This window comes from Pseudomonas taeanensis MS-3 (assembly GCF_000498575.2).
In the GTDB taxonomy this organism is placed as follows: domain Bacteria; phylum Pseudomonadota; class Gammaproteobacteria; order Pseudomonadales; family Pseudomonadaceae; genus Aquipseudomonas; species Aquipseudomonas taeanensis.
Window position 1 is genome coordinate 60,927 of record NZ_AWSQ01000006.1, and the last position, 12,419, is coordinate 73,345.

The window sequence follows — 12,419 nt, forward strand, 5'->3', positions numbered from 1 at the left end:
GGTACAGCTGATGAGCAATAGTAGCCTTGCGGTATTTCTCGACCACAGCTCACTCGATCTGGGCGACCTCGACCTGACGCCGCTCAAGCAGTGCTTTGCCGAACTGCGCCTGCATGGACAAAGCACTCCCGGGCAGGTCATAGAACGCCTGCAGGGCGCCCATGTTGCGATCAGCAACAAGGTGCCACTAGATGCCGAGACCTTTGCCGCCTGCCCGGAGCTGAAACTGGTCCTGGTTGCCGCCACCGGTACCAATAATATCGACCTCGCCGGCGCCCGCGAACATGGCGTGACTGTCTGCAATTGCCAGGGCTACGGCACCCCGTCGGTGGCGCAGCACACCCTGATGCTGCTGCTCGCCCTGGCTACCCGCCTGCCCGACTATCAGACTGCCGTGCGCGCCGGGCGCTGGCAGCAGGCGCAACAATTCTGCCTGCTGGACTTCCCCATCGTCGAACTGGAAGGCAAGACCCTCGGCCTGCTGGGTCATGGCGAGCTGGGTGGCGCGGTGGCCACCCTGGCCGAGGCTTTCGGCATGCGCGTGCTACTCGGTCAGTTGCCGGGACGCCAGCCGCGCCCGGACCGCGTGCCACTGGACGAGCTGTTACCGCAGGTCGATGCCCTGACTCTGCATTGCCCGTTGAACGACGCCACCCGGGATCTGATTGGCGAGGATGAGCTGAACCTGATGAAACCCGGCGCCTTCCTGATCAACACCGCACGCGGTGGTCTGGTCAACGAACAGGCCCTGGCCGCCGCGCTGCGCCGTGGCCATTTGGGCGGCGCAGCCACCGACGTGCTGACCCAGGAACCGCCGAAAAGCGGTAATCCCTTGCTGGCCAACGATATCCCACGACTGATTGTCACCCCGCACAGCGCCTGGGGCAGCCGCGAGGCGCGGCAACGGATCGTCGGCCAACTGCTGGAGAACGCCCAGGCGTTCTTCAGCGGTGCACCGCGCCGTGTAGTCGGCTAAGCTGCGCGCCTTTTTCGAGGAGCATTCATGGACCCGCGAAGCGAAGTACTGCTGCGCCAGGCCGAACTGTTCGCTGGCCCGCTGTTGCTGGCCGGTCTACCGGCCGACGATCTGCTCGGGCACCTGCCTAACGCCCATGGCTGGAGCTGGCACGCCGGCGATCAGGTCGCGCTGGCCAGTCGTTTTTCCGGGCGCAGTCACTTTGGCGTCACTCCGCCCAACGTGGAGTTCGACGCGGCGGTGCTGTTCCTGCCGAAATCCCGGGAGCTTACCGATTACCTGCTGAGCGCCCTGGCCGCACAACTGGACGGCCGCGAGCTGTTTCTGGTCGGCGAAAAACGTGCCGGTATCGAGCGCGCGGCCAAGCAACTGTCCGCGTTCGGCCGCACAGGCAAACTCGATAGTGCGAGGCACTGCCAGCTTTGGCAGGCACGGGTGGAACAGGCGCCGCCAACACCTGACCTAGAGGCTCTGGCCCAGCGCTACTCGCTGGAGCTGGGCGATGGCCCACTGACCATCGTCAGCCTGCCAGGTGTCTTCAGCCATGGTCGTCTGGATAGCGGCAGCGCCCTGCTCCTGGAGCACCTGGATAACTTGCCAAGCGGGCACCTGTTGGATTTTGGCTGCGGTGCCGGAGTGCTCGGCGCGGTGCTCAAGCGTCGCTACCCGGATAGCCAGGTCACCCTTCTGGATGTCGATGCCTTCGCCGCGGCCAGCAGTCGCCTGACCCTGGCCGCCAATGACTTGCGAGCCGAGGTGATCAGTGGCGACGGGATTGCCGCCGCCCCCACGGAGCTGAGCGCCATTCTGAGTAACCCGCCGTTCCACCAGGGCGTGCACACCCACTATCAGGCCACGGAAAACCTGTTGCGCCAGGCGACCGAGCACCTGCAGCGCAACGGCCAATTACGCTTGGTCGCCAACAGTTTCCTGAAATACCCGCCGCTGATCGAACAGCACCTCGGCCCCTGCCAGACCCTGGCCGAAGCCAAGGGTTTCCGCATCTACCAGGCGAACAAAGGCTAAGCGCAGGCTTGCTCAAGCCAGTGCGCTTGGGCAGAATGCGCCCGTCCTAGGGGAGTAGTCTCCCGCGAGCGCCAGTCGCTCGCCCGGCACGCGTCAACATACTTGATCAACCGATCATGGCGCGTGCGACCCAAGGCCCGCTTAGCCGGGCTGCAGATGTGCTGCCAACGCCAGCCGTGGTTAGCAATAATCTGCACAGGGTTTGACCAGACCTATGACACGCACACCTCACCCGGGGCGGGAAGGTCGTACGTGTCATCTGTCATGGCCATATCGACCCGCCCCGTTAGGAAGCCTGATGCTGGAATCCCTGTTCGTCCCCACCCTGATCGTTGCGCTGGCCGAAATCGGCGACAAGACCCAACTGCTTGCCCTGCTGCTGGCCGCGCGCTTTCGTAGGCCCTGGCCGATCATCGGCGGCATTGTGGTGGCCACCCTGGCCAACCACTTCGTCGCCGCAGCTGCCGGTAACTGGGTGGCCAGCTTATTTTCTCCCGCCACGCTCAGCTGGATGCTCACCGCCAGTTTCGTCGCGGTGGCGCTGTGGACCCTGATTCCCGACCAGTTGGACGACGATGAAAACACCAGGCTCAAGCGCTATGGTCCATTCCTCACCACCCTGGTCGCCTTCTTCATTGCCGAGATGGGCGACAAGACCCAGGTCGCCACAGTGGTGTTGGCCGCGCAGTACCCACACCTGCTCTGGGTAGTGATCGGTACCACACTGGGCATGCTGATCGCCAACGTACCGGTGGTGTTGGCGGGAAATTTCGCCGCCGAGCGCCTACCCCTGACCCTGATTCGTCGCCTGGCGGCCAGCGCTTTCGCCGCCTTGGCGCTGTATGCGGGCTACCAGGCCTTGAAATTAAGCGGGCTTGCTTGACGACCAAAGCGACCACATAGATCGACTCTTAGACCCATGTGATAAGAGCGAAACTGCTGATAAAGTGCGCAAGCTTTTGCTCATTTTTCAGCAGTCATGGAAAGAACCTTTATGTCATTGGATGATCGCAAAAAACTGGTGCGCCAGCACATTGACCTGTCATGGAACAAGGGTCGTTTGGCGTTGGTGGAACAACTGCACAGCAAGGACTTTCTCTACAAGAGCTCATTTATCGGTCGACCGCTGAACAGCGCTGCCTTCGCCCTGATGGTGCAGGACATCCGCGACGCCATGCCGGACCTCGAGGTGGTGATCGAGGATTGCATCGCCGAAGGCAACAAAGTGGTCACCTGGAGCACCCTGATCGGCACCATCGAGAAGCCCGCCCTGGGTTATCCGCCAAGCGACAAGGTGATGAGCATTTCGGCGATGGCCTTCTGGACGCTGACCCCGCGCAACGAGATTCAGGAGCTCTGCACCATGTTCGACATGGAAAGCTTTCGCGCCCAGCTTGGCCTGGAGACCCGTCGGTTCGCGGAAATAGCCCTTCCGTAGGCGGGCAACGAACTTCTACCTGCCGATATAGCCATTCTCGCGAAACCACTGGATCGTCCGCGCCAATGTGACATCCAGTGATTGCTCGGCCACAAACCCCAACTCCTGGCGCGCTTTGCTGCCGTCGAGGAACTGCCCACCAGCCATCACCGCAATCGCCGTGTCGTCCAGCAGCGGCAAGCGTCCGCTCAAGCGATAACGCAAGCGCCCCACTAGCGCCGCGCCCTTGGCCAGACTCAAGGGTATAGGCTTAGGTGCACCAACACCCAACTGCGCGGCGATTCGCGCGGTCAACTCGGCCAACTGGATATTTTCGCCGGTGAGCAGATAACGCTCGCCAGCGCGGCCCTTCAGCAACGCCAGCAGCAATCCGCGCCCCGCTTCTGCGGCGTCTATCCAGTTACGCGGCCCCGGCACATAACGGCGCATCGCACCGCTGGCGATAGCAGTAACCAGCCGTCCTGTGCTGGGGCCGACATCGAACTCGCCCAGGGTCATCCCAGGAATCCCAATCACCACCGGTAGGCCATTGCGGGCCTGCTCCCGCGCCTGCTCATCCAGCGCCCATTTGCACAACAGGTAAGGATTGCGCCAGCGCGGCATGCCCTCGTAGAACAAGCCTTCGTGTCCCGGCAAGCCCTGCGGATGACGCGGTAAAGCGATCGCCGCACCGACATAGAGAATGCGCGGCACCTCGGCGGCCAGACAGGCGGCATAGAAGTGATTGGTCTGATCCAGCGCACTGGCTACCTCTTCCTGCCAACGCCGTGGCCGGGTCGGGTAATGGCCTGCGCAGAAAATCACCCCATCGATGCCCCGTAACGCTCGGCTGAGTCCGGCTTGGTCGAACAACCCTGTGGCGTGGCTCTCGGCGTCGAGATAGCCGAGCCGTTCGATACGCGAGGAGGGTCGATGGATCAACAGCAACTGGTGGCCCGCCGCCTTGATAGCGCGGGCCGCATGGTGGCCAAGCAAGCCGGTAGCACCGAGCACGGCAATCTTCACAGCGACTCCTTGCGCGAAAAAAGCAAAACGCCCAACCCTCGGCTGCAAACTCGAGCGCTGGGCGGTTCGTGAAGCGGCGCTATCAGCGCGAGGCTTTAGCCTGTTCGTAAAGCGGCATGACTTTCGGGATAGTCGCCTGCAAGGAAGCGATCCGACTGCTCGACGAAGGGTGCGTGCTCATGAACTCCGGCGGAGCGCCCTCACTGGCCTGGGCCATCTTCTGCCACAGGCTGACTGCCGCATTCGGGTTGTAGCCGGCGCGAGCGGCCAGTTCCAGGCCAATCACATCGGCCTCGTTCTCGTTGCCACGGCTGTTCGGCAGGGTCATGCCGTACTCTACGGCGGCATCGGCCAGCCCCAGAGTATCCTCACCCAGTCCCAGCAAGGCGCCGGCACCCTGTTTAGCCAGACCGACACCGTAGGCCTTGGACATCGCTTCGCGGCTATGCTCGCGCAGCGCGTGGGCGATTTCATGGCCCATCACCGCGGCGATCTCATCATCGCTCAGTTTCAGTTTCTCGATCAGGCCACTGTAGAAAATGATCTTGCCGCCTGGGCCGCAGTTGGCGTTCAACTCGGGGCTATCGATCAGGTTGACCTCCCACTGCCACTGCGCGGCGTCGGGACGAAACAGCGGCGCTTGCTTGATCAGGCGATCGGCAATGTTGCGTAGACGCTTGGCATTGGTGCTGGTCTTATCCAGCTTGCCCTTGCTCGAGGCCTCACCCAGCGTCTGCTGGTAGGACTGCGCGTACATCTGATTGACTTCCTGGGTCGACAGCATGCTGAACATATACTGCTTGCGCTCCACGCCCACAGTACCGCCGCTGGTGGTGTTCACGGCCTGACAGCCGGCCAGCAGCAGGGCCGCAGTCAGTCCACATAGGTATAAAGGCTTGGCCATGATGCTTCTCCACAGATTAGAGCCCGCTATGCTACGGCCGCGCGGGAATGACCGGCAACCGCGTCGCATCTAGACAGACACCGGGCGCACGCATTTCGCACAATACTTTCAGTTTTTTTCTGCGCTGCCGACTTGGGACAAGCGCTTCCCCGTGAGCTTGGAGTCTCCATGAAATTCAGATCCATTCAGTTTTCTGTGGCAGCACTGGCTGGTGCCAGCGTACTAGCCGTAGTCGCGGCACTGGTACTCTATGCCCTGTTTGCCGGAGCCCGCACCCAGGAACTGGTTCAACAGCGCACCCAGGCGCAGCTCGAACAGGTCATCGAGCAACGCCTGACGGCCTTGGCCGATGCCCAGGTGCTGCAGATACAGCGTGAGCTGGAACTACCCTTGCAGGTGACCGCCGACTTGGCGCGGGTCAACGCCCTGGTTGGCATGCAAGCTGCCGACGGCGGGCGCCTGCTGTCGCTGAGCCGCGAAGAGCTGTTCAATCTGGTCCGCGAAACCACCGCGCAGAATCCCAAGCTGCTCGGCAGTTACCTGGGTTGGGAACCCAACGCCTTCGATGGCAACGACCGTTTCTATACCAGCGACCTGGCCGGCGGCAACGACTCGACCGGGCGCTTCACGCCCTGGTGGTTCCGCAACGCCGATGGCAGCCTGGCGCTGGACGTCATCGGCTTCATGGAGAGCGACAAGCTGCTGCCCACCGGCGTGCGCGAAGGCGAGTACTACCTGTGCCCGAAGGAACGCAAGCGTCCCTGCGCCATCGATCCGGCGCCCTACGACGTCGGCGGCAAGATGGTCATGCTGGCCTCCTTCACCACGCCCATTCTGGTCGACGGTCAGTTCCGCGGGATCGCCGGCGCCGACCTGTCGGTAAACTTCATTCAGGATCTGCTGCTCGCCGCCGACCAAAAGCTCTATGACGGTGCTGGCGAACTGACGCTGATTGCCCACAACGGTCGCCTGGTGGCCTCGACCCAGGCACCGGACAAGCTCGGTGAACCGGCCAGCGAGCTGTTCGATGCCGACGCCATGGCCAAGCTGCAAGGCCTGCAGCCGGGCCAGAGCCGTTATGACGTGCAGCTCATGGATGATCCCGCCGCCAGCCACATTCAGCTGCTACAGAGCTTCGCCATCGGCAACACCGATGCGCGCTGGACCCTGATGCTGCGACTGCCGCTGAACACGGTGATGGCCGAGCTGCATGCGATGCAGAACGACCTGGGCCAGCAACGCGACACCGACACCCTCGGCATGGCCCTCGTCGGGTTGCTGATTGCCGGCATCGGCCTGCTGGTGGTGTGGTTCGTCGGTCACGGCATTGCACGGCCGCTCAAGCAGATGGTCAGCATGCTCGACGATATCGCCCAGGGCGAAGGCGACCTGACCCGCCGACTCAACAGCGATCGCAGCGATGAACTCGGCGCTATCGCCACCGGTTTCAATACCTTTCTCAGCAAACTGCAGGCGATGATCAGCCAGGTTGTTATCTCGGTGCAGCAGGTCAGTGACTCATCCGGGCACACCGCCGACATTGCCATCCGCACCAATCAGGGCGTACAGAAGCAGATGGCGGAAATCGACCAGGTGGCCACCGCCGTGCACGAGATGACCGCCACGGCCCAGGATGTTGCGCGCAACGCCACCCACGCTGCCGAAGCCGCCAACCATGCCGACCAGGCAGCCAATCAGGGCAAGACCATTGTCAACAACAGCGCTCACTCCATTACCGCCCTTGCCGGCGAAATTGGCCGAGCGGTGAGCGTGGTGCAGACCCTGGCCAAGGACAGCGAGAACATCAACGCCATCCTGGTGGCTATCCGCGGCATCGCCGAACAGACCAACCTACTTGCGCTCAACGCGGCCATCGAGGCGGCACGGGCTGGGGAACAGGGCCGCGGATTTGCCGTGGTGGCCGATGAGGTGCGCAATCTGGCGCAAAAAACCCAGCAGGCCACAGAAGAAATTCAGAGCATGATCCAGCAATTGCAACACGGCACCCGTGAAGTAGTGAAGGTCATGGAAGAGAGCCAGAGCAAGACCGATGACAGCGTCAAGCAGGCCGCCCAAGCCGCCCAGGCGCTAGAGGAAATCACCCAGGCCGTTTCGGTGATCAATGATATGAACACCCAAATCGCCAGTGCCGCCGAAGAGCAAAGCGCAGTGGCCGAGGACATCAATCGCAACGTCACCAACATCGGCCAGGTGGCCAACGAGGTGGCCGGTGGCGCCGACGAAGCCAGTCGAGCCAGTGCCGAACTGACCCAGCTCGCCGAGCAGCAGCGGCGGCTGATCAACCAGTTCAAAGTCTAGACGCGGCGGCAGGCGCCCGTCATCAGGCAGGCGTCAGGCACTCCGGGCCATCCAGTGCGGGGTCGTTGACCAGGTTGGCCAGCACCCGCTCACGTAAGACCGGTTGCGGTCTGGCCAACAACGCCCGCAGCTCGTCCAACGGCGTATCCGCTGCCAACCAGGCGTCCTGCCCGGCGCCATCGAGAATCAACGGGCGCCGCTGGTTAGCCGCGGCCTGAGTCACCACCGCCGCGCTGAGGTACACCTGCCCGCCCACGGGATAGGCTTCCCACAGCGCGGCAAAATACAGCGGAGAAGCCTCGGTCGTCAGCCAATAGGGGCGTTTGCGCGTCGTGCCGCGCCACTCGTAGAAGCCGTTGGCCGGCAATAGGCCGCGGCGCAGGCGAAAGGCTTCGCGGAACATCGGTTGCTCGGCCAGGGTTTCCGCCCGAGCCTGGGCCGGGGTCTTCGACAGATCGGTCAGCCACGCCGGGGTCAGGCCCCAGCGCACGCGCGCGAGCTGACGCTCGCCGTCGAGATTACGCTGCAGCAGCACCTGGGCATGCGGTGCGATGCTCCAGTGCGGTTGCTGGTCCGCAGGAAAACCGGGCAGCGCCGCGAATGCGGGTGTCCAACGGAACAGGGCATAACGTCCACACATGACAAACTCGATAGCAGGTTGGCGGTACACCGCGGATCAACAGATAAGTACGCCTTGGGTATCTTCGGGCTCGTCACTGGGCAGCGGCTGTGCGGCATTGTACGCGGCGATCAACTGCTGCGCGCGCTCGGCCTGAAGATCATCGACCATCACCCCAAGCAAGCCGCAGATCGGCAGCTCACCGATGCCGCCCACCAGATGTCGGCCACTCAAATGGGCCTCGATGCCCTCGCTGGCCAGCATCGTCAGCAACAACTCGCCTTCCATCAAGTCCTGCGGCTCATAGATACGCTGCATCAGTCGTTCTCCCCGCGCACATCCAGCGTCCACTCGACCCCATCGGTGCGCAAATCGAAGATGATCGGCCGGCAGCACACCGGGCAATCCTCGATGTACTGCTGGTCTCCTGCAGACAGGTCGAGTAGCGCCTCGACCGGTTCGCCGCAGTAGGGACATTGATATGCCTGAGTTTCCAGCATCGCGGCCTCCATGTGACTTGCGCGTATAATCGCCGGTCTATTGCTGGCCCCGCACGCGGGGCGCGCACTTTTATCTGCAGCCAACCACCAACAAGAGAACATGATGGGCGAATTCGATGCCATCCGACCTTATGCCGACGCCGAAGTCCCCGCCGTTCTGAATCGCCTGCTGACAGACGACGCGTTTCTCGACATTCTCACCCACTTTCGCTTTCCCCGCTTGGCGGGGTCACTGGGCTGGCTGCTTAAACCACTTATAGCCTATCGGCTGCGCCTGGAGTTCCGTGGTGTCGCTTCGGTGGCGGCGCTGCAGGACAAAGTCGAGTGCTACGTCGACCAGACGATCGAGCGCGCCACCGATGGGGTCACCTACTCGGGCGTCGAACACCTTAAGGCAGGCAGCGCCTATCTGTTTCTCGCCAACCACCGTGACATCGTCATGGACCCGGCCTTCGTCAATTACGCGGTATACCACGCCGGCCTGCCGACACCGCGCATCGCCATTGGCGACAACCTGCTGCAAAAGCCCTTCGTCAGTGACCTGATGCGCCTGAACAAGAGCTTTATCGTGCACCGCTCGCTCAGCGGCCGGCGCGAGAAGCTCGCCGCTTACCAGCTGCTCTCGGCCTACATCAACCACTCGATCCGTAACGACCGCGAATCGATCTGGATCGCCCAGGCCGAAGGGCGGGCCAAGGACGGCGACGATCGCACCGATTCGGCGATCCTCAAGATGTTCCACATGAGTCGTAAAAACGAGGCCTTCGCCGAGGTGATCCGCGAGCTGAACCTGACCCCGGTGTCGATCAGCTATGAATACGACCCCTGCGATCACGCCAAGGCGCGTGAACTGTTTACCCGCGCCAGCACCGGCAGCTACGCCAAAGCCCCAGGCGAAGATGACCAGAGCATCGCCCTCGGCATCACCGGCTACAAAGGCCGCGTGCATGTGCACTTCGGTGAACCGGTGAGCGCTGGCCTGGAGGACAGCAAGCAGCTGGCCCTGGAGATGGACAAGCATATACTCAGCGGTTATCGGCTATTTCCGGCGCATTACCTGGCCTACGCGATGTGGGCCGAGCGTGACCCTGCACTGAACGTGCCCAGCGCGGCACAGCTGTTCCCCGCCGAGGAGCTGGCCGCTGCCGAGACTGAATGGCAAAAGCGCTTGAACGGCTGTCCGGCCGAGCAGCAGCCTTACCTGGTGCTGCAATATGCCACCCCGGTGCGTAACCAATACCGGGTCAAGGCGGGCTTACCGCTCTAAGCCATGTTTGCAGACTAAAACGGCAGCCCCTGAGCTGCCGTTTTTTATTGCGCCATCAGCCCGACTCAGAGTCGAGTGCTGCCCCAGGACAGTACAAGCGCCAGACCCAAACAGGCGTAACCGAAGCGATAGAAGAAACGGTTGAGACGCTGCCTCGACTCGTCGAGTAGCGACCCATCGATGGCCACCTCATCCATCTCTCCATCGGCAATCAGCCTCGCCACTGCGCGCTGTTGACGGAGTCGGGTAGCCAGCAGCAGCCAGCTTCCCGCCACGCTAAAAAACAGGGCCAAACCGTTCACCCACCCAGCCGGGTGAGCCAGGTACAACGACCAAAGAGCCTGTAGCGACATCTATGACCTCCGCTTCAGCTGACAACGCGCCTGACGCGCCGCGCTCGAATCCAAACATGCGCCAAGCCAGGCCTGGCACTGCAAATACGGTCGCGGAGTCTACCGAAGCCACCCTGCTTATGCGGCTGATTTCCGACGAATGTCAGGGTTACCGCGAATGGCTCTAAGCCCGTCACCAAACCGTCAAATCCAAGCGCCACAGTAGAACTCCCAATACCTCGACCCCCTGTCAATGGAGGCTGCCATGCTGCTCAATGTGTCAGTTGCACCCGAATATTTGAACGACTCTCTGCCAGATGTTGAACACTTGATCGACGGCCTGGCCTTCAACGTACATGACCACCACTGGCTGGTGTATTGCGCCCTCGGCGGCCATGAACACTATGACCTACCGGATCTCGATCTGCGCAGCGGTCTCAGTCTGCCGGAGCTCTACGCCGAAGCGGCCTGACAGACGCCCACAAAAAAGCCCGGCATCGACCGGGCTTCTTTGCAGGCGTAACGCTTACTGGCTGAGCATCTGACCGATGGTCGGATCCTTGAACGCACGAGTCAGCGCATCACTCAATACATCGCTAACCAGCTTGGTATTGGTTTCCTGGTTCGGCGCCATGCCGAACCGCTGGTTCAACGAAGCGCCGTAGCGGCCACTGTAGCGACGCGTGCTGTTTTGCACATCGGCACGAATGGTTGCCTTGATATCGGACTCGGTGACGTACAGCCCTTCTTTCGGCGACTGGTACTTCAGCTCGGCCAGAGTCAGGGTCAACTGTGGGGCGTTGTAGGCATTCGCCGTCGGGGTGAAGCCGAGCAGGCGTACCGCCGCTTCGGCTTGAGCCTGCAGCTTGGGCAGGATGTTCTGGCCACTGACGCTGATCGCGCTGGTTTCCGGGTACAAGCCACCGCGCGTGCCGAGTACGGGCGACGGCCGACCGTCGACCACGCGCACCACCACAGGCTGGCCCTGGCCAACCGCAATCAGCGGGCTATTGATCTTGGGTTGCGGGCTGAGTTGTTGCGGGCTGTGGGCACAACCGACCAGGGTCAGGCTGGCGACAGCAAGCAGACCAAACAACAGGCGATGCAGCATGCTCATCTCTCCATGGGGAACGCGAAGGTGGTCAGCAGTATAACCAGCGGCACCATGCGCTAACAGCAGTGCATTGATGACTCAATGCCCAAAGGCCTGAGCGGCCACTTCAATCAGCCAACTTAGGCACCTGCGCGCCCCAGCTACTTAGGGCCTGTCCTTTACCATCAGCCGCGTCGAGTCAGCGTTGCACCTTCTATCATCCCCTGAGTTATGCGAACCACATCGACGGTCCAAGCGTATTGAGCACTCACTACAGGTGCTCGTCATCGGCCTGTCATGTCGATCAGGCATAAGACTTTAGTCTGCATCGACTGGAGTCTTTGGCCATGCTCTCACTACGTTCACTGCTCACCCCTCGTCGCCGTCTACGCAATTTCGCCTTGCTGGATGCCCAGGGTGTATGCCGAGCCTTCCATCAGTCAGCCCAGGCGCCACTAGGCGTGGGCTGGATCGAGGTCAGCGAACAGCGGCTTGCCTGGTTACACCGACCACTGCCCAGCAGCGCCAGAATCGCCCCAGTCGTCACGTACTCAGCCGCTGGCAAAGCGTTGGCGGCCTGACCGACGGAAGAAGAAAAGTCACGCCAGGCAATCAATTTTTGCACTTTCGCCTTATAATCGCGCCCCGATTATAAGGACGCCTCCTGATCGGGCCCCGCTGTTTCGCTGATGCACTAGCCATCGGTCACGCCCCAGAGAGTCGCCCACTTCGTGCTGCCCACCCGGCCAGCCGCCTTCGCCCATCACGCAGAACCGCTGCAGCAATGCATTGGCGATGTTGCACGAATGGAAAGGCAGGCCTGCGCAGTCGAACTTTTGAGGTTCACGGCTCCAAAAGAGCGTGAAAAAACGGTTTTAACAACTTCACAAGAGTGTGGCGAAAATGAACGATCTTGCGGCTGGCATACGCTGCCTTACCC

14 protein-coding genes, 1 pseudogene and 1 riboswitch are annotated in these 12,419 nt (G+C 61.9%); of the genes and pseudogenes, 8 read left to right on the plus strand and 7 right to left on the minus strand.

From position 1 onward, the window contains the following. Positions 1-10 precede the first annotated feature (10 nt). The 4 genes from TMS3_RS18170 (at position 11) to TMS3_RS18185 (ending at position 3,440) form a co-directional block, all read left to right on the plus strand. Complete coding sequence (locus TMS3_RS18170) at positions 11-976, plus strand: 2-hydroxyacid dehydrogenase (RefSeq protein ID WP_025166718.1); 966 nt, start codon at positions 11-13, stop codon at positions 974-976. Positions 977-1,003: 27 nt separating this feature from the next. Further along, positions 1,004-2,002 carry a class I SAM-dependent methyltransferase gene (locus TMS3_RS18175; RefSeq protein WP_025166719.1) on the plus strand — a complete coding sequence of 333 codons (999 nt, stop codon included), beginning with the start codon at positions 1,004-1,006 and terminating at the stop codon, positions 2,000-2,002. A gap of 37 nt (positions 2,003-2,039) precedes the next feature. Further along, a riboswitch (yybP-ykoY riboswitch) is annotated at positions 2,040-2,206 on the plus strand. 97 nt (positions 2,207-2,303) lie between these two features. Continuing rightward, complete coding sequence (locus tag TMS3_RS18180) at positions 2,304-2,885, plus strand: TMEM165/GDT1 family protein (protein ID WP_200929718.1); 582 nt, start codon at positions 2,304-2,306, stop codon at positions 2,883-2,885. 111 nt (positions 2,886-2,996) lie between these two features. Then, positions 2,997-3,440, plus strand: coding sequence for a ketosteroid isomerase-related protein (locus tag TMS3_RS18185; protein WP_025166721.1), 444 nt, complete (start codon positions 2,997-2,999; stop codon positions 3,438-3,440). A gap of 15 nt (positions 3,441-3,455) precedes the next feature. Here TMS3_RS18185 and TMS3_RS18190 read toward each other — a convergent pair whose 3' ends face one another. Both TMS3_RS18190 and TMS3_RS18195 read right to left on the minus strand, forming a co-directional pair. Further along, positions 3,456-4,445 (minus strand): NAD-dependent epimerase/dehydratase family protein, encoded by a 990-nt coding sequence (locus TMS3_RS18190; protein ID WP_025166722.1) that lies wholly within the window; start codon positions 4,443-4,445, stop codon positions 3,456-3,458. An 82-nt stretch (positions 4,446-4,527) separates the two neighbouring features. Further along, entirely contained in the window at positions 4,528-5,349 is an 822-nt protein-coding gene (locus tag TMS3_RS18195) for a M48 family metallopeptidase (RefSeq protein ID WP_025166723.1), read from the minus strand. Positions 5,350-6,609: 1,260 nt separating this feature from the next. Between TMS3_RS18195 and TMS3_RS26055 the strand changes: the two are divergent. Together TMS3_RS26055 and TMS3_RS26060 are read left to right on the plus strand one after the other, a co-directional pair. After that, a pseudogene (locus TMS3_RS26055) lies at positions 6,610-6,813 on the plus strand (HAMP domain-containing protein); the annotation flags it as partial. Between the two features lie 111 nt (positions 6,814-6,924). Continuing rightward, the gene (locus TMS3_RS26060; protein WP_407691628.1) at positions 6,925-7,668 is read left to right on the plus strand and encodes a methyl-accepting chemotaxis protein; all 744 of its coding nucleotides are present in this window, start codon (positions 6,925-6,927) and stop codon (positions 7,666-7,668) included. A gap of 22 nt (positions 7,669-7,690) precedes the next feature. On the opposite strand, the gene TMS3_RS18205 is transcribed toward TMS3_RS26060, so the two are convergent. The 3 genes from TMS3_RS18205 to TMS3_RS18215 are packed head-to-tail and all read right to left on the minus strand — an operon-like array spanning position 7,691 to position 8,787. Further along, positions 7,691-8,308 carry an SOS response-associated peptidase gene (locus TMS3_RS18205; protein ID WP_025166725.1) on the minus strand — a complete coding sequence of 206 codons (618 nt, stop codon included), beginning with the start codon at positions 8,306-8,308 and terminating at the stop codon, positions 7,691-7,693. A 36-nt stretch (positions 8,309-8,344) separates the two neighbouring features. Continuing rightward, positions 8,345-8,605, minus strand: a complete 261-nt coding sequence (locus TMS3_RS18210; protein ID WP_025166726.1) for a putative signal transducing protein — start codon at positions 8,603-8,605, stop codon at positions 8,345-8,347. After that, complete coding sequence (locus TMS3_RS18215; protein ID WP_025166727.1) at positions 8,605-8,787, minus strand: CPXCG motif-containing cysteine-rich protein; 183 nt, start codon at positions 8,785-8,787, stop codon at positions 8,605-8,607. Before TMS3_RS18215 ends, TMS3_RS18210 begins: the two co-directional genes overlap by 1 nt. Positions 8,788-8,887: 100 nt before the next feature. On the opposite strand from TMS3_RS18215, the gene TMS3_RS18220 reads away from it, so the two are divergent. Then, positions 8,888-10,054 (plus strand): 1-acyl-sn-glycerol-3-phosphate acyltransferase, encoded by a 1,167-nt coding sequence (locus tag TMS3_RS18220; RefSeq protein WP_043301954.1) that lies wholly within the window; start codon positions 8,888-8,890, stop codon positions 10,052-10,054. Between the two features lie 65 nt (positions 10,055-10,119). Here the strand turns inward: TMS3_RS18220 and TMS3_RS18225 are convergent, their stop codons facing one another. Beyond that, entirely contained in the window at positions 10,120-10,407 is a 288-nt protein-coding gene (locus TMS3_RS18225; RefSeq protein ID WP_025166729.1) for a hypothetical protein, read from the minus strand. A 244-nt stretch (positions 10,408-10,651) separates the two neighbouring features. Here TMS3_RS18225 and TMS3_RS18230 point away from each other — a divergent pair, with 244 nt between their 5' ends. Further along, positions 10,652-10,858 (plus strand): hypothetical protein, encoded by a 207-nt coding sequence (locus TMS3_RS18230; RefSeq protein ID WP_025166730.1) that lies wholly within the window; start codon positions 10,652-10,654, stop codon positions 10,856-10,858. 54 nt (positions 10,859-10,912) lie between these two features. Here the strand turns inward: TMS3_RS18230 and TMS3_RS18235 are convergent, their stop codons facing one another. Continuing rightward, a complete protein-coding gene (locus TMS3_RS18235; RefSeq protein ID WP_025166731.1) occupies positions 10,913-11,497 on the minus strand; it encodes a YajG family lipoprotein in 585 nt (194 codons plus the stop codon). Positions 11,498-12,419: the final 922 nt, after the last annotated feature.

Bases quoted from the DNA above. Each gene is read 5' to 3' on its own strand.
- TMS3_RS18170 (WP_025166718.1), top strand. From the start codon at position 11: ATGAGCAATAGTAGCCTTGCGGTATTTCTCGACCACAGCTCACTCGAT.
- TMS3_RS18205 (WP_025166725.1), bottom strand. From the start codon at position 8,308: ATGTGTGGACGTTATGCCCTGTTCCGTTGGACACCCGCATTCGCGGCG.
- TMS3_RS26060 (WP_407691628.1), top strand. From the start codon at position 6,925: ATGGCGGAAATCGACCAGGTGGCCACCGCCGTGCACGAGATGACCGCC.
- TMS3_RS18235 (WP_025166731.1), bottom strand. From the start codon at position 11,497: ATGCTGCATCGCCTGTTGTTTGGTCTGCTTGCTGTCGCCAGCCTGACC.
- TMS3_RS18225 (WP_025166729.1), bottom strand. From the start codon at position 10,407: ATGTCGCTACAGGCTCTTTGGTCGTTGTACCTGGCTCACCCGGCTGGG.
- TMS3_RS18185 (WP_025166721.1), top strand. From the start codon at position 2,997: ATGTCATTGGATGATCGCAAAAAACTGGTGCGCCAGCACATTGACCTG.
- TMS3_RS18230 (WP_025166730.1), top strand. From the start codon at position 10,652: ATGCTGCTCAATGTGTCAGTTGCACCCGAATATTTGAACGACTCTCTG.
- TMS3_RS18195 (WP_025166723.1), bottom strand. From the start codon at position 5,349: ATGGCCAAGCCTTTATACCTATGTGGACTGACTGCGGCCCTGCTGCTG.
- TMS3_RS18220 (WP_043301954.1), top strand. From the start codon at position 8,888: ATGATGGGCGAATTCGATGCCATCCGACCTTATGCCGACGCCGAAGTC.
- TMS3_RS18215 (WP_025166727.1), bottom strand. From the start codon at position 8,787: ATGCTGGAAACTCAGGCATATCAATGTCCCTACTGCGGCGAACCGGTC.
- TMS3_RS18210 (WP_025166726.1), bottom strand. From the start codon at position 8,605: ATGCAGCGTATCTATGAGCCGCAGGACTTGATGGAAGGCGAGTTGTTG.
- TMS3_RS18175 (WP_025166719.1), top strand. From the start codon at position 1,004: ATGGACCCGCGAAGCGAAGTACTGCTGCGCCAGGCCGAACTGTTCGCT.